The 23,603-nt window shown below is 53.7% G+C and carries 18 protein-coding genes and 1 pseudogene; 10 read left to right on the plus strand and 9 right to left on the minus strand.

The genetic code is table 11. The features are described from left to right. Positions 1–114: 114 nt before the first annotated feature. Positions 115–6,651 (plus strand): InlB B-repeat-containing protein, encoded by a 6,537-nt coding sequence (locus J9789_RS00815; RefSeq protein WP_209341358.1) that lies wholly within the window; start codon positions 115–117, stop codon positions 6,649–6,651. A gap of 706 nt (positions 6,652–7,357) precedes the next feature. Here J9789_RS00815 and J9789_RS00820 read toward each other — a convergent pair. From J9789_RS00820 to J9789_RS00840, 5 genes are all read right to left on the minus strand, one after another. Beyond that, positions 7,358–8,224: an aminoglycoside 6-adenylyltransferase AadE gene (locus J9789_RS00820; protein ID WP_001255868.1), complete on the minus strand. Its 867-nt coding sequence runs from the start codon at positions 8,222–8,224 to the stop codon at positions 7,358–7,360. A 156-nt stretch (positions 8,225–8,380) separates the two neighbouring features. Then, positions 8,381–8,620: an aspartate/glutamate racemase family protein gene (locus tag J9789_RS17350; protein ID WP_071585656.1), complete on the minus strand. Its 240-nt coding sequence runs from the start codon at positions 8,618–8,620 to the stop codon at positions 8,381–8,383. Continuing rightward, the gene (locus J9789_RS00830; protein ID WP_022582627.1) at positions 8,617–9,348 is read right to left on the minus strand and encodes a class I SAM-dependent methyltransferase; all 732 of its coding nucleotides are present in this window, start codon (positions 9,346–9,348) and stop codon (positions 8,617–8,619) included. The genes J9789_RS17350 and J9789_RS00830 overlap by 4 nt, the downstream gene beginning before the upstream one ends. Positions 9,349–9,444: 96 nt before the next feature. Further along, positions 9,445–9,990: an AAA family ATPase gene (locus J9789_RS00835; protein WP_007215980.1), complete on the minus strand. Its 546-nt coding sequence runs from the start codon at positions 9,988–9,990 to the stop codon at positions 9,445–9,447. 261 nt (positions 9,991–10,251) lie between these two features. Beyond that, positions 10,252–11,052, minus strand: coding sequence for a helix-turn-helix transcriptional regulator (locus J9789_RS00840; protein ID WP_209341360.1), 801 nt, complete (start codon positions 11,050–11,052; stop codon positions 10,252–10,254). 470 nt (positions 11,053–11,522) lie between these two features. On the opposite strand from J9789_RS00840, the gene J9789_RS00845 reads away from it, so the two are divergent. The 6 genes from J9789_RS00845 to J9789_RS00870 all read left to right on the plus strand — a co-directional run bounded on the left by J9789_RS00845 (position 11,523) and on the right by J9789_RS00870 (position 16,675). Further along, the gene (locus J9789_RS00845) at positions 11,523–11,936 is read left to right on the plus strand and encodes a cysteine-rich VLP domain-containing protein (RefSeq protein WP_007215983.1); all 414 of its coding nucleotides are present in this window, start codon (positions 11,523–11,525) and stop codon (positions 11,934–11,936) included. Positions 11,937–12,046: 110 nt separating this feature from the next. After that, the gene (locus J9789_RS00850) at positions 12,047–12,442 is read left to right on the plus strand and encodes a replication initiator protein A (RefSeq protein WP_007215984.1); all 396 of its coding nucleotides are present in this window, start codon (positions 12,047–12,049) and stop codon (positions 12,440–12,442) included. A 183-nt stretch (positions 12,443–12,625) separates the two neighbouring features. Further along, entirely contained in the window at positions 12,626–13,570 is a 945-nt protein-coding gene (mobV, locus tag J9789_RS00855) for a MobV family relaxase (protein ID WP_007215985.1), read from the plus strand. Next, on the plus strand, positions 13,554–13,769 hold the full coding sequence (locus J9789_RS00860; RefSeq protein ID WP_007215986.1) for a hypothetical protein: 216 nt from the start codon (positions 13,554–13,556) through the stop codon (positions 13,767–13,769). The genes mobV and J9789_RS00860 overlap by 17 nt, the downstream gene beginning before the upstream one ends. A gap of 90 nt (positions 13,770–13,859) precedes the next feature. Further along, positions 13,860–15,371 (plus strand): recombinase family protein, encoded by a 1,512-nt coding sequence (locus J9789_RS00865; RefSeq protein WP_007215987.1) that lies wholly within the window; start codon positions 13,860–13,862, stop codon positions 15,369–15,371. 338 nt (positions 15,372–15,709) lie between these two features. After that, positions 15,710–16,675 (plus strand): WYL domain-containing protein, encoded by a 966-nt coding sequence (locus J9789_RS00870; RefSeq protein WP_209341362.1) that lies wholly within the window; start codon positions 15,710–15,712, stop codon positions 16,673–16,675. A 105-nt stretch (positions 16,676–16,780) separates the two neighbouring features. On the opposite strand, the gene J9789_RS16885 is transcribed toward J9789_RS00870, so the two are convergent. The 3 genes from J9789_RS16885 to J9789_RS00885 are packed head-to-tail and all read right to left on the minus strand — an operon-like array spanning position 16,781 to position 21,626. Next, positions 16,781–18,871 (minus strand): NlpC/P60 family protein, encoded by a 2,091-nt coding sequence (locus J9789_RS16885; RefSeq protein WP_245184973.1) that lies wholly within the window; start codon positions 18,869–18,871, stop codon positions 16,781–16,783. 30 nt (positions 18,872–18,901) lie between these two features. Continuing rightward, the gene (locus tag J9789_RS00880; RefSeq protein ID WP_209341364.1) at positions 18,902–21,280 is read right to left on the minus strand and encodes a VirB4-like conjugal transfer ATPase, CD1110 family; all 2,379 of its coding nucleotides are present in this window, start codon (positions 21,278–21,280) and stop codon (positions 18,902–18,904) included. Next, on the minus strand, positions 21,273–21,626 hold the full coding sequence (locus J9789_RS00885; RefSeq protein WP_209342254.1) for a PrgI family protein: 354 nt from the start codon (positions 21,624–21,626) through the stop codon (positions 21,273–21,275). Before J9789_RS00885 ends, J9789_RS00880 begins: the two co-directional genes overlap by 8 nt. A 106-nt stretch (positions 21,627–21,732) precedes the next feature. On the opposite strand from J9789_RS00885, the gene J9789_RS00890 reads away from it, so the two are divergent. After that, positions 21,733–22,077, plus strand: coding sequence for a molecular chaperone GrpE (locus tag J9789_RS00890; protein ID WP_209341366.1), 345 nt, complete (start codon positions 21,733–21,735; stop codon positions 22,075–22,077). Here the strand turns inward: J9789_RS00890 and J9789_RS00895 are convergent. Beyond that, positions 22,074–22,918: pseudogene (locus J9789_RS00895) on the minus strand (hypothetical protein). The gene J9789_RS00890 and the pseudogene J9789_RS00895 sit on opposite strands and share 4 nt — an antisense overlap. 83 nt (positions 22,919–23,001) lie before the next feature. On the opposite strand from J9789_RS00895, the gene J9789_RS00900 reads away from it, so the two are divergent. Then, positions 23,002–23,274, plus strand: a complete 273-nt coding sequence (locus J9789_RS00900) for a type II toxin-antitoxin system Phd/YefM family antitoxin (RefSeq protein ID WP_209341368.1) — start codon at positions 23,002–23,004, stop codon at positions 23,272–23,274. Further along, positions 23,261–23,563 carry a type II toxin-antitoxin system RelE/ParE family toxin gene (locus J9789_RS00905; RefSeq protein WP_209341370.1) on the plus strand — a complete coding sequence of 101 codons (303 nt, stop codon included), beginning with the start codon at positions 23,261–23,263 and terminating at the stop codon, positions 23,561–23,563. Before J9789_RS00900 ends, J9789_RS00905 begins: the two co-directional genes overlap by 14 nt. The last annotated feature ends 40 nt before the right edge of the window (positions 23,564–23,603 follow it).

Raw genomic sequence — 23,603 nt, forward strand, 5'->3', positions numbered from 1 at the left:
GTCCCGCTGAGAACGGGGACACATTCGGCCGGCCGCATCAGAAGAATTCGAGCGGCTGCTGTTATTGTTGAAACAGGAAGATTCCAAAATGACCAAGGAGGAGGAATGCACGATATGAAAAAACGGATACTCAGCCTGCTGCTGGCGATTGTTATGGTAGTCTCTCTGATCCCAACCACGGCTTTTGCCGTTACGGATACACAGGGAGCATCTGCGGAGCAGGCAAACCCATTTGCCGATGTGAAGGAAACAGACTGGTTCTACAAGGCTGTGCAATACGCGCGCATCAACGGTTTTTTCAGCGGCACCAGCAAAACGACCTTTGAACCCAACGGAACCATGACCCGCGGGATGTTCGTCACTGTGCTGGGGCGGATGGCTGGAGTAGATGCCGATCGCTATCAGAGTGCGAGCAGCTTCAGCGATGTACCGGCAGACGCCTATTATGCCCCTTATGTGGCATGGGCGGTGAAGCACGGGGTCACGGCTGGTACGGGCGGCGGGAAGTTCTCCCCCGATGCGCTCATCAACCGGGAGCAGATGGCCGTATTTTTTGTGCGCTATTTTGAGAAATTTGATGTGGACTATACGACTGACGCGGTGGTCACCACCATGCCTGCGGACATCGACACGGTTTCCCCCTATGCGCGGGACGCGGTCTTGAAGCTGTGGAAAACCGGCCTTCTGAACGGCGACGGAGTAAACTTTAATCCGGCGGGCAATGCCAGCCGTGCCCAGGCGGCCACACTGTGTATGCGGACGGACGAAACGGTGGAGACCTGGTATCAGGAACCCGGCGTGCCCTCCGAGCGGGTCAGCATCGACCCCGAGGCCGGAGATCCAGCCGTCAAGCCGGAAAAGCCCTCCACAGGCGGCGGATCTTCTGGCGGAGGCGGCTCCTCCGGCGGAGGGACGAGCCAGACCACCTATTACGAAGTGCAATTTGCGCTGGGCAGCGATCAGACGGACATCACCCTTCCTAACGCCCAGACTGTTGCGAAGGGCACTCCCGTCGCCAGCCTGCCTACGCCGGCCAAGGCCGGGGTGATCTTCCTGGGCTGGTACTATGATCAAGAGCTGACCCGCGGGGTGGAAACGGGCGACACCGTGACAAAAAACATGACCCTCTATGCCAAGACGGCGGCGGGAGCAGAAGTGCAGTCCATGGAAACGCCAAACTATGTGACCCGCACGGAACTTCAGGCGGGTATCTATTCCTTTGACGTGGTGGGCGTGACCGGAGAGAGCAATATCAAAGCCGCCGTGAAATTCATCAATATCACAGGCGGCAATATGGCCGTGGACTACACCGTCAGCGGTTCCACGGTGTCCGCTGTGCTGGAGGCCGGCCAGACCTACCAGGTGGAGCTGCTGGACGAGGCGGCGCGGTTCAAACTGGACGATGGCGAGCAGAGCGCGTCCATCCGCTATCTGAATCTCCTCACCGCAAAAGAAGAGGTGAAAAACGCCGAACTGAACGATGGGGTGAAGCAGATCCCGGTCACTGACACCGAGGGCTTGGAGGACACGGTGTTCGCCGGGCTGTATCAGATCGACGGACAGGGCCGCAGCGCCGAGAACACCACCAGCGGCAGCTTTACCTACACGGGTTCTGAAACGCTGGCAGTGGGCGATACCCTGGCCGTCACCTCCGGCAGCGTAGATCTGAACGATGTCAGTTCCACCGAGGGCGAGGTAGGTTACATCAAGATCACTGCCGTCAACGGCAGCGGCAGTTACAGCTATGAGATGGCCGATGTGGAGGATGTGCTCTTTATGCCCGATGTGCTGCCCATCCAAAGCGTCTGGGATACGGACAACAACGAAAACACCATTACCATCACAGCGGACAATCTATCCACAGCCATGGAAAATGTGGACGCGGACAGCCTGGACGCAGGCGACTTCATCGGCTTTATCAGCAGCGCATACAGCGAAAATGCCTCTGCAAATTCTTATGGAAAAATAACTGAATTTACCCAAACTGGCAACAGCTATGTCATCACCTACACCTCCGCAACAGAAGCGGACATCGAAACCGCACTGGACGTCTACTACACGCAGGACAGGGAGATCGAAGTCAGCGACGAGGAGAAGGCGGAGATCGAAAACGAGATCCGGGCAGACGTGGAAGCAAGCGGTTACGCCGAGGAGGCCGCCCTCTATCTCGCGGCCGTGATGCTGGAGAGCGACGAACTGAACGAGCTGCCGGACCCCGAGCAGGTGGAGGAAACCATGAAAACCATGCGAGCCTCCGCCGTACCGTACAGCGGCGTTGTTGCCGCGGCCAAAGACGGAAACAAGGTAGAGGTGGAATTTGACGCTAAGGACATCAATATCAAGGTGCGCGCCAACCAAAGGCTGGATCATCTGCAGGGCAATGGCTTTGACGTGGAGATCAGTATCCCCTTTACTGTGAAGATCAACGACAAGGTGGAGATCGGCATCACCGCCACCTTTGAGGAGGAGATCATCCTCCGGCAAAGCGTCAGCACCAAGCGCCACAAAATAGGCTTCCTGCGCTATGACTACTCTTTGAACGCCTCCTTTGATGTGGGCAACTATACCGGCATCGGCTTCACCGCTGACATTACGGCAGGCGGGGACGAGGAGGACGCCTCCATGACGGCAAAGTTGGACGCCATCATGGAGCGCATGGAAGACTATGCCGAGGCGGGCGGCGTGCAGGGCACAGACGGCGAGATGGATTCCCTGGCGGAGATCTATGCCGGCGTGATGGATAACGCCAATGACACATGGTTCGAGATCGTCAACGTCAAGCTGTTTGAAAACAACGGCAGCGCCTTCCTGCATATCTTCTGCTGGCAGGTAAAGGGCAGCTTCGTGGTCAGCGCCAATCTGGCGGTGTCCATGGGTATGAGCTTTGACTATACCACCCAGAAACGGTACAACTTTTCCGTCCGTGTGAAGTCCAGACAGGCTACCAATGAGACCATTGACATCATCACGCCCCAATACAATTTCGATTTCTATGTGGTGGGCACCGTTGGCATCCGCGCGGGACTGCGGCTGGAGATGTATGTGGGCCTGATCTCCCTAAATCTGGATAAGATCGGCATCGTGGCGGATGTCGGGGCCTACTCCCAGCTTTGGGGCTACTTCTTCTATCATCTGCGTTGGGTGCAGGGACAGGGGAAGGAGGAGCGTTCCGCCGGAGCCATGCTCATCGAGATCGGAATGTATATCGACATCAAGTTTTTGGCACAGGCCTTCAACAGCAGCAAGCTCACCTGGGCGCCTACCCTCTATGCCCATGAGTGGCCGTTGTGGTCGGCGGGTGAGCAGCAGAATGTCTATGCCTTCGCCGTGACGGATGACACAGGCTACAACATTAAGACCGTCAAGAGCCTTGCTCTGCCCGGTTCCACCTATACCATGCAGTACATGGATCTGAAATCAGGTGAGACGGGAGCGGTCAATCGGGATGACGGCAGCGAGAGCGCCTTTACCATCTCCTTCTCTAACCCGGCCTTCCGCTACGACCCGGCCGGCAATACCGTGACGGTCACGCCGCCCACCGGCTCATTGAACGAAGAGACCGACATGACCATTACATGGAAGAAGGCTGCGCTGTCCTTCACCTCCGAGCCCATCCAGAAGGTCATCCATATCACATGGAGCGATCCGGAGGGGCTGCGGTACATCAGCTTTAACCCCATGGGCGGTTCCGCCGTAGCGCAGCTCACCGGCGGCGTGGGCGCTGCCATCACCTGGCCGCAGGATCCTGTGAAACAGGGCTATACCTTCGCGGGTTGGTACATCGATTACACGTGCAGCAAACCATATACCGGAAGTACAAGCACGATGCCCTCGACCTTTACCAATGCCCTCGGCCAATCTGATCTCAAAGCAAAGGGTATGGTGCTCTTCGCAAAATGGATTCCCAGCGCGGATACACAATACACCGTGGAGCACTATCTGGAGGAACTGAACGGCTCGTACAAACTGAGTGCCGCGGAAACCAGGCAGGGCACCACGGAGGCCATGACCGCGGACAGCGCCAACGAATATCCCGGTTTTACCGCCAGGGCTTTTGAAGAGCAGACCATCGCCCCGGACGGCTCCACCGTGGTTCGGGTGTACTATAACCGGAACCAGTACACCGTGACGTGGGATCTGAATAACGGAATGCAGCAGACCATCCAGATCTGCAAATACGGCGCGGAGATGGCTGCGCCCAAACCGGCACGGGAGGGCTATACCTTTGCCGGCTGGGACAAAACTCCGTCTGAGACCGTCACCGAAAGCGTGACCTACACCGCCCAGTGGACGCCCAACAACAATACCATCGTGTTCAACGCCATGGGCGGCAGCGCGGTTCAGACAACTACCGTCAAGACGGATGCCAAGATCACAAAACCCGATGACCCGACCCGTACGGGCTACGCCTTCGGCGGCTGGTACACCGATCAGAGCTGCACCCGGGCATGGGAGTTCAGCAACACCGTTTCCGGCCCCATGACCCTCTATGCCAAATGGACGGCTAACCAGTACACTGTGACCTTCGATGCCAAGGGCGGCGTCCTGACGGATGCGGGGGGCAGCAAAACAGTGACTTACGGCGCTGCCTACGGCGACCTGCCCGCCCCCACCCGCGCCGGCTACGATTTCGCGGGCTGGTTCACAGCTGCAAGTGACGGCGAGCCGGTCACAGCCGAAACCGTGGTAAGCACGGCTGCTTCCCACACGCTGTATGCACACTGGACAGAAGGTGCTGCAAGCTACACCGTCAAACACCTCTGGCAGAATATTGAGGACGACGATTATACGCAGCACGAATCCGAAGAAAAATCTGGTACAACATCTCAGCAGACCGCCGCAGAAGCCAAGAGCTATACCGGCTTTACAGCGCAGTCCGTCACACAGGCGGAAATCAAAGCGGATGGTTCCACTACGATCGAAATCAAGTACGACCGAACCAGACATACGGTCACATGGATGAACGGCAGTGACACGCTGGAAACCGATTCCGATGTGAAGTTCGGCTCAAAGCCCAGTTATGACGGCAGCATCCCCACGAAAACCTCCACTGGCCACACCTATACCTTCACCGGTTGGAACACAAAGGAAGACGGTTCGGGCACGGCCTTGACGAAGAGCACCACCGTTGGTGGAGATGTGACCTATTACGCCCAGTTCAGCGATACGTTAAACACCTATCAGATCACCTATGAAAATGTGGATGACGCAGCCAATCCCAACCCGTTCTTCTATACCTACGGGACTGCCGTGCCCCTGGCTCCGCCCACCCGCACGGGCTATACCTTCGGCGGCTGGTACGAGGACAGCAGTTTCAGCGGAGAGCAGGTGACAGCGATCGCTGCGGATGCGACGGAAAACAAGACCCTCTACGCCAAGTGGACGGCCAACACCTACACCGTGACCTTTGACGCCAACGGCGGCGAGGTGGATCTGAGCGAAAAGGAAGTCGCGTACGGCAGCACCTATGGCACCCTGCCCACACCCACCACAACGCGGACAGGTTATGGGTTCGACGGCTGGTACACAGAGCCTAACGGCGGCACAAAGGTCACGTCGGATACAGTGGTGACCACCACGAACAACCAGACGCTCTACGCCCGCTGGGTACCGGCATCCTACGAAATTATCTACCATCTGGAGGTGCCGGAGGAGGAAGCGGCCGGAGAAGCTGCCACAAATCCGAACCCGGATACATACACCTACGGCCAGGGCCTGATTCTTTCCGCTCCGTCCAGAACAACCCATCGCTTTGAGGGCTGGTATACGGACAGCGGATATACCACGCCGGTGACCAGCATTTCCCCGAGCCGGACCGGACCTGTCGAGCTTTACGCCAAGTGGTACTATACAGGAAAGATCTCCACCGAAACGGAATATAAGGGGTTCAACAAAACAATCAAATTGTGGGTCGGTGGACAGCAAGTAACCAATGATGGAATGCAAATTCACCGGGACATCAAGGGGGTGCAGTCCGTAACCTATGATGAGACGTCCAATACCTATACGCTGACCCTGTGCGGCTACCGCTATCAGGGCTCCGGATATACCTATGGACTACATGATTCGGGCATTCGGTTTTCAGAGAACGCAGCGCTGCACATCGTGCTGGCAGACAACTCTGTGAACAGCATTGACTTGAGTCCATCCACCAATTATGCTATCTATGGAATCCATTCCACAGAACCTGTGATTATTTCCGGCAACGGCGAGCTGGAGCTGAACTGTTACAGACCGTCGGAGGGCAGTGAATCTTACGGAATTTGGGTGGACTACGGCAACCCGCTGACGATCAATGGCGGCAATATCACAATTAAGGCGGATTCGGATGTGAATGGCCTCGGAATTTTCATGGAGGGACACTCGACCATTGGAACAGTAACGATCAACGGCGGCACACTGGACATTGACGCAGAGAGTTGCGGGATCAGATGGAGGGAGCCGGGTACGCTGGCAATCAATGGCGGCGATGTGACTCTGCGCGGCTATTTCGTACTCTATAACGGCACGCTTCAGCTTGGCAGCGGAATGACCGCTACTGCCAGCGACAATAGGGACGGCTCCAATGCGGAGACCTATGATCCAGCGCATACTGACCAAGATGTGCCGAGTGTGAGCAGCTATAAGTATTTCCATGCAGGTTCCAACTGATCTCGTTTGCACGATTTGAACCGCAAGAACGGCGGCTGGGATTATCTCCCAGCCGCCGTCGTTCTCTTGCCGCATATCCGGATGCAGCTGCGCACAACTCAACGGAGAGGAGCCACAGCAAAGCGTTAGGTCAGTTTACAAGGAACTACACGCAGACCGTGAAACGGGCTGCTGACAACAAACGGCGGTATGCTCCCGGAGAGGGCAGCATACCGCCTGTTTTGTTGTCCGGGGTTTCCAAAGGGGTGCCCCCTTTGGCACACGACTTTGCTTGCAAAGTGTAGTGTGTTATACCTGCTGGCGTGGCTGACGGGGGAAACGGGGTGCGGTGCTTCTTGCGCCCCGTTTGCTCCGGCAGGAAAACAGGCTGAATTTTTGCGAATGGGAATGAGCAAAAAATCGGCCTGTTTTCAGAGAACGGCGGCAGGTATATGAAAGCCCCCGTCCCTCGTCCTACGCTCCGACTTGTGGACAAAGTGTCCCGAAGTTGTGGCCACACTCCCGGAAAAGTAGCAGGACAGCGGGCAACCGTCAAGGCTGAAATGAACGGGGTTACACCCGGCCTTGACCGCCGCCCGCCGCCCCGCTGGATGGGTGGACAAGGCGGCCAATCCCTCAAAGTGCTTGTCCGCGCTCTTTCTGATTTTGAGGTATTCAGTTTTTCAAAATTGAATAATCAAAATAAATTTTTTCGATTGAAAAAATTTTATTTGTTATCATCTTCAATGCCATATTTTTTCTTTTGCCGAATCACATAATTACTGATTTTTTCATCATATAGTGGATACTGGTAATCCAACTGGCATGCCACTTCTGACGAAACCTCCCGGAACAATGCCATACATTGTTCAAAGGATTCCCACATATGGGGATAGGAATCCATATTATAAGTGGACATAAGTCGTTCCCACAATTCCTCTGGGACATATTGCTTCATAAATTTATAGTTTTTTCCCAAACTGAAATGAAATCCCTGTTTGATACCAATCAGCCAGGAAATCATGCGAAGCAATTCTTTTCGTACTATATCATTCATATGGTCAATAGCAAAAAGAATTTCTTTGCGGCATAAGCCCTTTACTACATATGTTGTAGTATTCCAAAATTCATTACAGCAATCGTCAAACATTCTTTGAGTAGGCTTCTGCAAGTGGTAGTCTATATCCGTTGGTATTGGCGGCTTTACGATACGGTTGTCTTTATCCAACAGTAACTTTACCAGTTTATCCCATGTAAAATACTCGTCTATCAGTTCCAGCGGCAGCAAAGTTAAATCTATCTTAACATCATCAGTAAACAGCATTAAATATGAAAATCCCTTTTCTACAGCTGGAAATAATTCCATATCTTCCGGCTTTTGCAGAATCAACCTTTCACCAAATATATCTAGCCATTTATCATCACTTGTGAAGCTGTCCATATCCGTAACAAAAAAAGTAATATCAAAATCCTGAAAATCATCAGGCGGAATATTTGTATTTGTTCTAGATCCTTCCAAAGTAACCATGCGAATGCGTTTGTCTGTTTTTGCAAAATTCAAAACAATATCATAAACTTCCTTTTCTGATCTCATTTTTATCTCCTCCAATTATTGAAATAGGTGTGAAGCCATTTTAGGGCTTTCCCGCCTTGATTACCCTTTAGCAAAGACGGGCGGGGCTGTCAACGGCGGCGCATGAAATGCGCCGTTCATCTTGACCGTTGACTGGCTCGGCTGGCTTTGCTATTTTTATCGAATTGCATATTGGTAAATTGCATTGATATGTACTTGGGTTGTATTCACGATTGGCACATTAACATCTTCGGGCTTTATGGCAAGTGGCAGCTCCGTACAGGCGAGAATGAGTGCATCTACATTTTCTTTTTCAATGTATTTATTTGCCAGTGCAATCATTTTCTCTTTATCACTAGGAATTACTATGCCATTCTCTAAATTGGGGTATATCAGTTTTCCTAATAGAGATATTATTTTTTCGCTATCGCCTTTACAAGTAACATCATCGGGCGGCGAAGTTCATCTTCCATACCCGGAATATCCATCATCTCTTTAGGCGGTTCTGCTTCCTCTACAACTTTAAGCTCAAACCCATTGTTCAGCAATCCCATTATAATCTGTGTAAGTGTGTGATGTTGTTTTACTACATCACATCCTAAAAAATGTGTATTTCGTTCTCCTGTTATAAAGTAATTATCAATCGCCCAATATTGCGGTTTCCCATCATCTGTATAAATCCAATCCTGCCCAACTCCTGCGGTAAAAACAGGGTGTTCGATATTAAAAAGAAAAATTCCACCTGGTTTTAATGTCCTATACACTTTTTGAAATATTTCCACTATGTCCTCTATATAGTGCAGAGCTAAATTAGATATAACACAATCCCATTCATTTTCTGGATAGTCATATTCCTCTAATCCGCTAATACGATATTCAATTTGATTTCCTGAATTGCGCTTTTGGGCTTCCTCAATCATTTTCTTACTTAAATCGATCCCTAATATTTTTGTAGCTCCTTGTTCTTCTGCGAACTTGCAGTGCCAGCCATATCCGCACCCCAAGTCAAGAACAGATTTTCCTTCTAACGAAGGAAACAAAGGTTTTAATTGATGCCATTCACCAGCAGCTTTTAACCCCTCTTTACTGCGGGACATCTTTGCATATTCTTCAAAAAACTTCTCATTATCGTATTCATTATTCATAACCTTAACATCTCCTATTTTATCCTTCGGCACCGCCGCCTCCAGGCGGCTCCCCAACTTCATCTGCTCGATAAATGGGAATTGCACCAAAACAATCTAAGACAACAATGCTGCCCTACTTGCGATTTTTTCTTGTACTGCGGAAACAGTTTCTTGAATGGAATAATTGGTCGTATCTACAACATTCGATTCATATATTCCCAGATTGCAAAATTGCTCCCACATTGTTTCTACCAATTCGATATTTGTTTTTCGGTCTAACTTTGAGCGTTCAACAGCCCGCTTTAAGGTTTCTTCCTTACTTGCCCTTAAAATAATATAATGCACCTCATAATGTTCCCGAACAAGAGCTTTCCATGGCTCCAAAAACCATGGCCCGACAATCCCATCTACAATTACATCATATCCGCCACGAGCATATCGCTTTGCAGCTTCTAAAAAGGCTTCAATGACAACCAGATTTTGCTCGTTGGATTCTGGCAAATGTGGTGGTATTGCGCCTTTGCTTAAGTAATGAAAAAAGTCATCGGTGTGCATATGCACTGATTTATCCATATCTGATTCCTTTGCGACAATTGACGCAGTTGTTGTTTTTCCTGTCCCCGGTGAGCCTGTAATCACAATAATTCTTCCTTGATTCATCTATATTTTACCTCCACAAATTTTGATTTGTTGATAACTCATTATATCATAATTCTTTCGGTACGTCAGCACGAAAATAAGTATGTGGTTTTTCGTAAAGTGGTCTTGTCAAATAGAAGCGGGGAGCCGGCTGTGAAGTGGAGTCCCATGGTTCCCTTATAGTCATAAGTTCGTTCTTTTCATTCATTGTAAACAGTGCTTCTACATGAAGCTGCATATAGTACGAGTTGCTTTTTCCCATTTTCTAATATTCTCCTACATTTATTTCTCTGCCTGTTCAATCATTTTCTTTACTAACCGCTGAAACAGGTCGGCGGTTTCCTCGTCCATCGGCGCAAGCTGTCCAATCTGTCCGGCTATCATCGCCGTTACATCGTCAATGGAAAGCGGTTTTTGTTTCTGTTCCGCCAGTGCGTCCCGCATGGCTTGGAACATCGCGGCGGTCACAGCTTCTCCCGGCTGTTCCCCGTTGTAAATGTCTTTCTTAATGTCCCGCAGGATAGCCAGGAACACATTTTTGATTTTTTCAATCTCCGCTTCATGTTCCCCCATCTTTTGGGCGTTCAAAAGCTGTAAATCCTGCTTCGCTTCTGCCCGGTGTTCCGGGTGTTCTTTCATCAGGTCGGACAGGGAAGCCGTTGCCATCTCGATAAGCTGGTTTCTTGCTGTTATGCCCTTTGCCGCCGTATCCTGAAAATAAATCCGTATCAAATCTATCAGCTTGGGAAAATTCCTGTGTTCCAACAGACGGTTGAGGATTTGCACATCAACAGCACCCGTCACAAGCCCCCTCACGGCCCCCTCTGACAAGCCTAATTCAGAAATATCGTAACTTTTACGGACGCTCACGGTAGACAAGCCCAGTATGTAGTCTGTCGATACCTTAAATTCCTTTGCCACACCTATGAGAATATCACTGCTTACCGTTCTTGTTTCGCCGCTGACAATGCGGCTCAATTGGGAAGCGGAAACGCCTATCTTCTCCGCAAGTTCCTTTTGTGTGATGTGGTTCCCGTTGCATAAATCGGAAATCCGCTGTCCGGGTGTTCCGGGTAAAGCCATAGACACGCACCTCCTCCGCATACTTCCATTATACAAGATAATTGCAAAAATGCAATTTCCAAAGTGTAAACTTCATCAAAATGCAATTCTCGCAAAAAGCCGGGATTTGCATTTTTTTCGTGTAGACTTAGGGTAGTTCATCGATGGACAGCACCTTGAAAACAGAATGACCGTCCGAAAAGAGAATACCACGGCTGGGGAAGCACCGCCAGGAGCCGGACTTTTGGACACTTTGTCCAGAGGTCACTTCGGGACAAAACGTCCCGAAGCTGCGGGGAGCGTGCCAACGCCGGAATACGCCGCTATTGTCGGGGCCCCCGCAAAGCCGCATGGCTTTGTGGGGAGAGGAGGAGCAGCGGAGCGAGTGAGTTTTGCCGCTTGCGGCGAAACGGGCGATACGCAGCTTGCGACGACGAGGCAGGAAACCTTTTCGGGGAGAACGGCAATGGAAAGCAAAATGGAGGGAACGCATGAGAGATAACCCCTATAAAGACTTGCCGCCGCTGGAACGCAGGCCGGACGGTTCCCTTTACCGCATGACACCGGCGCAGAAGAAACAGGCGGCCAGCCTGATACGCCGGGAGTGCTGTTGCTGTGAGGACGGCAACTGCATTGTCCTTGACGATGGGGACGCCTGCACCTGCCCGCAGACGGTTTCTTTCTCGGTCTGCTGTAAGTGGTTCCGCTGGGCGGTCTTGCCGCTGGACGGGACGCTGAAAGCGGAGATTTTCCGGGATAAGGACATGAAACGCTGTGCGGTTTGCGGCGGCGTGTTCGTCCCCAAATCCAACCGGGCTAAATACTGCCCGGACTGCGCCGCCAGAGTTCACAGGCGGCAGAAAACAGAAAGTGAACGGAAAAGGAGGTCTGCTGTGGACAGTTAGGAGCGGAAAAGCCTTGATTTATAAGGCTTCGCAGGCCCCAAACCGGGGCAGGTGGTATAAAGTATCGCCCGCCCCGGAAAACGGGCTTCTAACCGTCCACAAAACACGATATGACAAACACGATTTACATTCACCAGCCGGAACAGGCGTTCAGCTTCACCCGGCTCCCGAATTTTCTCTTTGAAGCCCCTACATTCAAGCCCCTGTCCAACGAGGCAAAGGTGTTGTACGCCTTTATCCTGCGCCGGACAGAGTTATCCCGCAAGAATGGGTGGGCGGACGAGTACGGGCGGATTTACCTGTACTATCCCATCTGCGAGGTAGTTGACCTGCTCCGCTGTGGGCGGCAGAAAGCGGTAAATACCATGCGGGAACTGCAATATGCCGGACTGGTGGAGATCCAGAAGCAGGGCTGTGGAAAACCCAACCGCATTTTCCCAAAATCCTATGAAGCGGTTCCGAACACCGACTTCAAGAAATCCCGTTCTGGTACGCCGGAGGGCTGAAAACCGTACCCATGAAGTACGGAAATCACTCCTGAGAAGTACGAAAACCGGACGGTATATAGAAATACAAAGATTAAAAAGATTGATTTATATTCTATCCATTCCAATCCTATCCGAGCTATTTTCTGCGGGATTTTCCCTGTGGAAAACCCCGGATAGGAAAGGAATGGGGAAAGGAGCAGAATGGCACAGCACGCAATTTTGCGTTTTGAGAAGCACAAGGGCAACCCGGCAAGGCCGCTGGAAGCCCATCACGAACGGCAGAAAGACCAATACGCCAGCAACCCTGATATTGACACCAGCCGGAGCAAATACAACTTCCATATCGTCAAGCCGGAGGGACGCTATTACCACTTCATTCAGAGCCGGATTGAGCAGGCCGGGTGCCGAACCCGCAAGGACAGCACACGGTTTGTCGATACGCTGATAACCGCCAGCCCGGAGTTTTTCAAGGGGAAATCCCCAAAGGAGATACAGGCGTTTTTCCAGAGGGCGGCGGATTTCCTCACCCACCGGGTAGGGCGGGAAAATATCGTGTCGGCGGTGGTACACATGGACGAGAAAACGCCCCACCTGCATTTGACCTTTGTTCCGCTGACAAAGGACAACCGCCTGTGCGCTAAGGAGATTATCGGCAACCGGGCAAACCTGACGAAGTGGCAGGATGATTTTCACGCCTACATGGTGGAGAAATATCCCGACTTGGAGCGTGGGGAAAGCGCCAGCAAGACAGGCCGGAAGCATATCCCCACCCGGCTTTTCAAACAGGCGGTTTCCCTCTCCCGGCAGGCAAGAGCCATTGAAGCCACACTGGACGGCATTAACCCGCTGAACGCCGGAAAGAAAAAAGAGGAAGCCCTCTCCATGCTGAAAAAGTGGTTCCCGCAGATGGAGAATTTCTCCGGGCAGTTGAAAAAGTACAAGGTCACAATCAATGACCTGCTGGCAGAAAATGAGAAGCTGGAAGCACGAGCCAGAGCCAGCGAGAGCGGCAAAATCAAAGACCGCATGGAGCGGGCAAAGCTGGAAAGCGAACTGCACGATATGCAAAGGCTGGTTGACCGTATCCCGCCGGATATACTGGCGGAACTGAAACGGCAGCAGCGGCAGTATGGAAAGGAAAGGTGATTTTATAAGTAACAATATCAGATACAAAAAGGAAACAGAAGTCGTGACTTTTCAGGGAAAGGAAATCACGCTGGAAAACCTCTCCCCGGTGTTCACGCCGGAGCAGGAAGCGACCAAACGCCGGGAACTGGAGCAGCAGCTTTATGAGGTGTTCCGCAAATATGCCGATAAGCGGCAGAAAGAGGAAGCCGGGGCATAAATCCCGAAGCCATCGTTGATTTGCGGGGCTGCTGGCGGTATAATAGAACTGTCAGCAGCTCCGTTTCTTTTTAAGAAAAGGAGCGACAAAATGAATAACAGGATAGACGCGATCTATGCAAGGCAATCGGTAGACAAAAAGGACAGCATTTCCATTGAAAGCCAGATTGAGTTTTGCAAATACGAATTGAAAGGCGGGAACTGTAAGGAATACACAGACAAAGGGTACAGCGGCAAGAACACAGACCGCCCGAAGTTTCAGGAACTGGTGCGGGATATTAAGCGGGGCTTGATTGCAAAGGTCATTGTTTACAAACTTGACCGTATCAGCCGTTCCATTCTGGACTTTGCCAACATGATGGAACTGTTCCAGCAGTACGATGTGGAGTTTGTGTCCTCTACGGAGAAGTTTGATACCTCCACCCCGATGGGGCGGGCTATGCTGAATATCTGTATCGTGTTCGCCCAGCTTGAACGGGAAACGATACAGAAGCGGGTGACAGACGCTTACTACTCCCGCAGTCAGCGGGGCTTCAAGATGGGCGGGAAAGCCCCTTACGGCTTCCACACCGAGCCTATCAAAATGGACGGTATCAACACAAAGAAGCTGGTGGTAAACCCGGACGAAGCGGCCAATATCCGGCTGATATTTGAGATGTACGCCCAGCCCACAACCTCTTACGGGGACATTACCCGGTACTTTGCCGAACAGGGGATTTTGTTCTACGGCAAGGAACTGATACGCCCCACACTGGCGCAGATGTTACGCAATCCCGTCTATGTGCAGGCGGACTTGGATGTGTACGAATTTTTCAAAAGCCAGGGTACGGTTATCGTCAATGACGCCGCCGACTTTACGGGGACAAACGGCTGTTATCTGTATCAGGGGCGGGATGTGAAGCCCAGCAAGAAAAACGACTTGAAAGACCAAATGCTGGTGCTGGCTCCCCATGAGGGCATTGTTCCGGCGGATATATGGCTGGCTTGCCGCAAGAAGCTGATGAACAACATGAAAATCCAGTCCGCCCGAAAAGCCACCCACACATGGCTGGCGGGGAAAATCAAGTGCGGGAACTGCGGATATGCGCTTATGAGTATCTTCAATCCGTCCGGCAGGCAATATCTCCGCTGTACGAAACGGCTGGACAATAAAAGCTGTCCGGGCTGTGGGAAAATCATCACTTCCGAACTGGAAGCGGTGGTTTACCAGCAGATGGTGAAGAAGCTGGAAAAGCACAAGACGCTGACGGGCAGGAAGAAAGCGGCAAAGGCCAATCCCAAAATCGCCGCCCTGCAAGTAGAGCTTCTCCATGTGGACAGCGAGATTGAAAAGCTGGTGGACAGTCTGACGGGCGCGAACAATGTCCTGCTCTCCTATGTGAATGTGAAGATAGCGGAACTGGACGGGCGCAAGCAGGAACTTGTGAAGCAGATAGCCGAGCTGACGGTGGAAACCATCAGCCCGGGACAGGTCAACCAGATTTCCGGCTACCTCGACACATGGGACGATGTATCCTTTGACGACAAGCGGCGGGTGGTGGATTTGATGATTACCACCGTTGCCGCCACAAGCGACAGCTTGAACATTACATGGAAAATCTGACGGGCGGTAATCCTCCCGTCAGACCGTTACCCTGTGTAGTCCCTTGTAAACTGTACTTTACCGTTGATGAAACTACCACCGGCAACCTGCACGATACCGCAATATGTAGATTGCCCCAGCCAACTTTAAAACATGACTGTATGGGTGTTCATGATGAGCCGCTGTGATAGTTCTCATTGGGAAAACCTTTGTTTCTCTCTGACATCGCGAACCACTTTGACCAATCTATCTACCAAAGATTATGCATCCATCCCTCTATTGCAATTTTACCGTGCAAAATTCATATAGAGGGGACAGGGCATGCCCCGTCCCCTCTCCGCCGTAAGGAGGCAAATCCCATGCAAAACAAAGAAGGCCAGCGCCGACTCTTTTTACTACTGCAACTTCTCTTGGAACAGACAGACGAGGTCCACTCAGTGTCGAGTGGGGACGTTTTGCAGTTTTGGGCATCCAACGGCATCCCAGCCAACCGGAAGAATGTCTACAGCGACATTCAACTGCTCATGGATTTCGGCTTGGACGTTATCTGCGTCCGCAGTGCGCAGAACCGCTATTGCATCGGTTCCCGGCTGCTGGAACTGCCGGAACTCAAACTGTTGGTGGACGCCGTGGAGTCCTCCCACCTCATCACAGAGAAGAAAAGCGCCGCCCTCATCGAGAAGTTGGGCCATCTCACCAGCCGGCACAACGCCGCGCTCCTGAACCGCCCCGTCTACATGGATGGCACGGCCAAGCCGGACAATGAGGCTGTGTACTACGCCATCGACACGATCCAGACGGCGATCCACGAACAGCGGGCAATCTCCTTCCGGTATTTTGAGTATACGCCGAAAAAAGAAAAGGTCCTGAAACACAAGGGATACCGCTATGGGTTCAGCCTCTACGCGCTCATCTGGAACCGGGACTTCTACTACGCCGTGGGCTGGTCGGAAAAGCATGGCAAGCTGGCACAGTTCCGGGTGGACCGCATGACGGCCATCCGGGAGTCGGATGCCCCCTACACAGCAGACCCGTCCTTCGATCCGGCGTCCTACATCCGGGAAGTCTTTGGAATGTATCACGACGCGCCCAAACGGGTGACTCTGCTGTGTGAAAACCGCACCATGCGGAGCGTCATAGACCACTTTGGCGAGGATGTGGCCACAGAGGTGGTGGACGCCAAACACTTCCGGGCCGCGGTGGATGTGGCGCCCACCCCACCATTTTTCTCTTGGGTGTTCACTTTCGGCGGCGCCATCCGCATTGAAAGCCCAGCCGATGTGTTGGCAAGGATGAAAGAAATGGCCGCATGGCTGTGCATATAAAAGCAAGAGGGATCTGTCCAGAGAGGTCTGGGCAGATCCCTATCACCTTTATTGGGCAGGAGAGCCGCCGCAGGGATATATCCCCGCAGCGGCCCTTCCTGATTCTCAGTCCGAAAAGTATACCGGCCTGCTGATGGCCGTAAAGCCCTCGATGCCTGTGATCACCACATTGTTGTATCCGCTGGCGCAGTGGATGATGAGCAGATTGCCGCTCTCATCCCTGCCGCCCACGATGCCGACATGGCTGTCGCCAGGGTAGAATACCAAGTCGCCTGGGAGCGCATCGTCCCAGGAGATGGCAGTGCAGTAACTGTGCTGACTGGCTGCTCCGCCGCCGTGGCCGATGATGTACTCGCCGCCTGTGGCGTTATAGAATACCCAATCGACATATCCCGAGCAATCCATCCCGTAGGGGCGGTAGGTGCCGGAACTGGAGCTGCCGGGGGCGGTGACCTGCATGGTGGTTCCCCAGCGGGAGTCCCAGCCAAGGACCAGGCTCTTGCCACCCCAGAAGTAATTGACCTTACCCACCAGCTGGCAGGCTGTTTTTACGATCTCCCGGCGCTCGGCGCTCAGATCCTCTGGCAGCGAAGCAAGCAGTTCCTTGGCGTCAGCCTCTGTCACAGCCAGATTCCCAATGGCCTCGCCCAGCAGATCGAGGTTCTCCAACAGGTCGTCCAGCATATCGTTCTGCTCATCAGTAAAGGCATAGTATTCCCGCATCTCATCCACAGTCTTGCCTGTGACGGTAATCGTCAGAATGGTTTCCGTCCAACTGTCATCCTCGCCATCGTCCGGGGTGCTGTCTGGGTGGTCTATGGTTTCTGCCTCGGAGGAGAGGGTTGTCATATCCCCGAACACCTCCTTCAGCCATGCTACCCTGTCGGTGTCCAGAGTAACCACATCCACACCGTCATTGGTCCCCGCAGTTTTTACCGCAAACACAGCCACGACCTCCCGCCAGTCCGGCGGGGCACGTTCTATGATGATTTGATCGTAGTCCCCAGCCTGCAGTTCCTCCAGTTTGCCGGCGTACTCCACATTGATCTGAGCGATGGCTGTGCTGAGCGCCACGGAGGTGCTGTCTGCAGGCTCGTTGGCGAACAGGATGCCGAAGGGCGAGGCGATGAGCATGCCGATCAGGCAGATGAACACCAACAGGGCGAGGACAACGGAACCGCCGGCGGCCGCGGCGGCGATCAGGCTCCGTGCCGCCGCGAGGATGGCCCGCAGGGCGTTCCCTGCTTTGGCGGCGGCCTTTTTCGCTGCACTACCGGTTTGCTTTGCCACCTGACGGGACATAGCCATCTGCTGTGCCGCACGGGCTGTTTGGGCGCTCTGGGCGGCGCGGGTGGCCCCTCGCCCCGCCTGGGTGACGGTCCTCCCGGCATGATCCGATGTCTTTACCGTCTGCCTGGGAGCGCTCACAGCCGGTTTTGCGTGATGCACCGCCCAGCTCCGGCCCGTCTCTTTTATGGCAGGCGTTCTGCGTTTCCCTTTTGGCAGCGGGTCGGCGTCTTGGACAGGCTTCGCCTTTGTCCACGTGGGAGACATAGTCCTGTCCTGCCTGCCCCCTTTCCCAAGCGCAGATCTGCCGGAAAGCCGGAGATCTCCTGCAGGAGGTACAAGATCATTCCCGCTGTCTGCTGGCTGCCGCATCCGTTCGACTTTGGCCTGCGCTGATTTCTGCGCCGCCTGCCGTCCGCGCTCCCGAATGAAGGGCTGCTGGCCCTGGGTGCGCACTGGGGACAGACCGGAAGTTGGCGTTCCCGTCTGGGTGCGCATGTAGATGTCTTTGGTCTTGATCCGCTGTCCGGCGTTTCCGCTTGGTTTCGCTGGCTGGCCTATTGCTACGGTGCTATGTCGACTTTCCCAACCCTGTGCGCGGATCTCCGGCGCGGGATCCACGGCAGTTGGATCTGCAGGGGCGCTGTCGCTGGAGGTGCGGTTCTTCCGCCTCTCTTTGACGAGTTTTTCCGCACCGCGCTCCATGCGGCGAATACCGCCTGCGGCGGTGTCCTCGATTTGGTCGCCGCCATAGTCATCCCGCTGCCCCTGCTGTGCGGCGTCCCGCAGACCTGTCCGCAGGCGGTCTGATCCGTCCTCCAGACCGCGATGGACCAGTTCCTTCGGTGCGGCTTTTATCTTCTTGTGGATAGAGGACACAGTCTGGGGTTTCTCCTTGATCTTATCCATCCGGCCGCCTCCCCATGAATGCGGGCCGCATTATGTGGCCCGCCCCGGCGCATGGATGCCGTCCGAGTCAGAGGGTTTGGTGGTCATCAGGCGGTACAGCCGGTTTTTGGGGAAGTTGTCCATAAAGGGCACAATGGCGCTGCCGCATTTGATGAGACCGCGGCCGGAGTCCACGTTGGTGATGTAGGAGAGTTGGTTGTCCGAAATGTTCAGCAGCCGGGCAAGCTCCGTCCGGTCCGTCGCCGCCTGATTGAGCATGACGAGAAACTCGCTGTTGGCCAGCATAGTCCGGGCGGTATGGGACTGCAGGAGATCGTCTACATTCTGCGTGATGCCGGTACAGCAGGCCCTGTATTTGCGCACGCGCTTCCACAGGGTAAACAGGAAGTTGGCACTGTACTCGTGCTGAAACAGGAGATAGATCTCGTCAATGTAGATCCAGGTGTTGCGCCCCTGTTGCCGGTTGCGGATGATGCGGTTGAAAATGCTGTCCAGCACCACCAGCATGCCCACAGGCAAGAGCTGTCGGCCCAGATCCCGGATGTCATAGCAGAGGATACGGGAATTAGTGTCCACATTGGTGGGCTTGGCGAAAGTGTTGAGGCTGCCCTCTGTGAACAGTTCAATGGCCAGCGCCACATCCCGCGCCTCCGGCTCCGGCTGGCGCAGCAGTTCGGCGTGGAAATCCTGCAGGGTGGGCACAGCCCCTGTATAGTCTCTGCGGATATACTCCCGGTAGCACTGGGCGGCACACCGGTCGATGATGGATTTCTCCTTGGCGGAGAGTTTCCCAGATCCCATGAGCTGCTCACACAGGGACAGAAGGAATTCAGATTTCAGCACTACCGGATTCTCACCATCGCCGTAGCCCTGCTCCATGTCCATTGCGTTGATGTGGTTTGGCGAGGTAGCGGACACCTCGATGACCTCGCCGCCCAGCCCCTCGATGAGCGGCCGGTATTCAGATTCGGGATCGATGACAATGATGTCGTCCGGCAGACCGCCTGCACCGTTCTCCGCCGCCAGGGCCAGCCCCACCATCTCACGCTTGGCGGTGAAGGACTTGCCGGAGCCGGACACGCCGAGGACAAAGCCGTTGGCGTTGAGCAACTCCCAGCGGTTGGCGAGGATGAGGTTTTTGCTGATGACATTCTGCCCATAGTACACACCGCCCTGATGGCGGATCTCCTGGGCCTTGAAGGGCATGAGGACGGCCAGCGCCTCGGTGGTGAGGGTGCGAAGGGCGTCGATGCGGCGCAGGCCCAGTGGCAGTGCCGTCACCAGTCCCTCCGCTTGCTGCCAGTTAAGGGTGGAGAGCTGGCACAAATGCTTGCGGGCGATGGACTGGAGGGTTTCCGTGTCGCTGTCCAGTTCCTCTCTGCTATCCGCCAGATGTACCAGCGTCACCACGGCGAACATCATCCGCTGGTCACGGGTGGTGAGGTCGTCCAGCATCTCTCGGGTTTCCTTGCGCTGCTGTTCGAGGTCATACGGAACAACGGCGGAGAAATTGTTGTTGCTGTTCTGCCGGCGCTGCCAGTTGGTCACATTAGTTTCCACGCCCAGCAGGCGGTTCTGCATCTCCCGCACGGCCTCGTCCGTAGGAACGGGGATCACATCAATGGACAGCATGAGCGTCCGGTTCAGTTCCGTCAATTCGTTGATCATGGAGTCCTTGATGTAGGAGGCGTACTCCTTCAGGAACAGGACCCGCCCGAATTTATCGCCCATGACGAAGTGGTCCTTCTTGAATTCCAAACTGTCCGGGCAGATGGCATCCTTGTAGGAGGAGCCCTTCCGCATGCTGTCTTTCAGGTCAAAGCGGAACTCTGTTTCCTCACCTATCCGGTAGAAGTCATGGTGAATCCGCAGGCGCTCGATGGCGTCCAGTTCCTCACTGCGGGAGTCCAGCTTGTTGAGCCGGCTGGTGATGTCACTGGTGACACGGTCAAAAAAGGTTCTGGCTTCATCTACATTTTTCTTGTGGGTGGACACAGTGATGTACCGCTCCTGCACCACGCTGTTAGACGAGTCGGTGACCTTGTCCGTGAGCATGGTGTTGTACTCGGCCCGGTAGCCGTCCAGGAAATCCCCACGGGGCGGGAGGAGGATGGTCTCCTCAAAGTTCTGGCGGTTGAGCCGTTTGTTGTTGATGGTGATCTTCGTGGTGGAGCCGGTGTCCAGCGCATTGAGCAGTTCGGAGTAATTCAGGAACATCGCCGTCTTGTCCTCTTTGGAGGCGATGGCGTAGTTGATATCCGAAAAGCGGATGCACTTGGAGAACTTGCTCCCAAACTGAAAAACCCCATCCGGCCAGATGCGGCGGATGGGGATGGTGTCCTGTACAGATCTTGGCACGGTAAATTGTTCTTTGTCCTGCTTGAGCGTATTCTGCAGTGTTTTAATCAATCTTCAGGGCCTCCTTCATACTCGAATGCTCCATGAGTTTTGCGTACAGGTTGTCCGATTGGAAGACGAGCCGATGAGGATATAAAAATTCCGTGCGGATATAGGCAAGTAGAAACTGCTCCAGCGTCATGCCGTTGTACTGAAAAAAGCCACCGAGGGCGAACGGGAAAGCGCACAAGACGCAAACCCATCCGATCTCGGAGGTAGCCAGCACGGAGCGCAGGCCAAAATATACGCCTACGGCAACGGCGACGGCCAGCAGCGCAAAGATGAGCTGGCGAAGCGACAGCCCGAAAAACAGGCTCTCCTGATAATTTCGGACTTCTTTGTTGATGCGTACCTCGATTGGATTTCACCTCCGTTTCCATTCCTGAACTTTTGGCAGACAGGAGTTGCCGTGTCCGCCGGGATATGCTAACATCAAAGTGAAAAAATACGAGAGGGGTGTACCCATGTTATATGCATATATTTTTCTGGGAGCCGGGATCCTGATCCTGTCCATCTTGTTTCGCCTGGCTGCGGTATTCCGTTTGACCATCCCGCTGCTGTACGCGCTGGTGATGCCGACGCTGCTGAGCGATTGGTACTACGCCCACTACACGCTGGCCAATGCAATATGGTACGTCCTGCTGGCGATCACGGTCCTGTCTTGGGTGTACTCTCTGGTGCGGAAAATCTCCGCCAGCATGGAGCGGCGTCGGCATGAAAAAGCGAAAGAGGAGATCTTGATCCAGCGGGTGCGGGAGGCCGGCCGCAATGGCGGCGGCATCATCCATGTTGACGACCTGTCGGATTAACCAAGGCCCATCAGTTCCCGCACCAGCCGGTCGCTCATCTTGATGGCGCCGACTAATACAAGCATGTTGAAAATCAGTTCCCCGACGTAGTTCCAAACGATGGTGGCGGCAGCCATTGTATCATCCGCGATGGCTGGCGGCGCCGCGGCAAACTGTGAAAAAATAATACAGGCTAAAACGATCATACAGCCCTCCAGGCAGATGGCGGCGTAACTCTTGATAAAAGCCACGCCGATGCTGCTGGAGGGCTGTCCTGCGAAACTGGCCAGAGGGATAGGGGCGATGGCCGTCGCCATGTAGAGTTTGAAAAGCGGGAATACACGGTGAGGATCATCACCAGCGAGAGGACCCAGATAAACAGGGACCCCAGGAGCGTCACCGCCCACAGCGGGATGCTCTCCAGAAAGCCCACATCCTCAATGATGGTCACCATCTCGTCCGGCAGGGCCGTGCCAGACATAGCCGTGAGGCCGGAGGCGTCCATGATGGTGGACACCGCGCCCTGGGCAATGTTGAACAGGGCCATCATCAACTCCAGACCGTATGTGACGGCCCCCTGCGCCAGCGCGAACCGCACAAAGGTCTTGACCGCCGCCTCTGGCCGTTTGAGTTCCGTAAAGCTGCCGCAGGTCTTGACCACGCCGGCCACGAAAAACAGCACCAGCAGGGCGTAGCCAATGGCTCTCAGCGCGTCATGGATATTGAGAATGACATCCCAGATCCCACCGCCTTTGAATTCTTCCGGCGACGTGGAGATGAGCGTCCAGATCTCGGTGAGTTTATCATTCCAGGTAGCAAGGGCTGAGTTCAGGTTGTCAACGATCCAGTTTCCACTTCCGATGGTTTTTCACCTCCATTCTCGTAAATTTGTGTTGATATTTACTCATAATTTTGCTATACTATTTGCACAAGGAGGTGACAGCAATGCCGAGCATCCGTCCCATTTCTGATTTACGAAACAGTGCGAATGAAATCTCGGATTTCTGCCGGCAGACAAAGGAGCCTGTCTATATTACTCGCAACGGCACCGGGGATATGGTGGTGGTCAGTATAGAAGAATATGAGCGCCAGCAGGCTCTGATCGACCTGTACGGGAAATTGGCGATTGCCGAACAGGAGATTGCCTCCGGCGCGGAGGGCGCAGATTTCGCGGACTTTGCCAAGCGTATGCGGGAGCGTGTCCATGGAAAACTATAAGGTAAAAATCTATCCTACTGCCCAGCAGGATTTGCTGGAGATTATAGAGTACCTAAACACGCTGTCGCCGGAGGCGGCACTGCGCTACTACGATTTGCTGACGGAACAGATCGCGAGCCTGTCGAGGATGCCGGAGCGATGTCCGAAGCCGAAGGACCTGGCACTGGCTGCCAAGGGCTACCGCTATCTCATTGTAGAAAACTATCTGGTGTTCTACATCGTATCCGATGACACGGTTCAAATCCGCCGCATCCTCTATGGCCGCCGGGACTACCGGCTCTTGCTGTAATATAAACTACGTTACAGGAGGGCGCATTTGCGCCCTCCTG

Source organism: Flavonifractor sp. AGMB03687 (assembly GCF_017811815.1).
Classification (GTDB): domain Bacteria; phylum Bacillota; class Clostridia; order Oscillospirales; family Oscillospiraceae; genus Flavonifractor.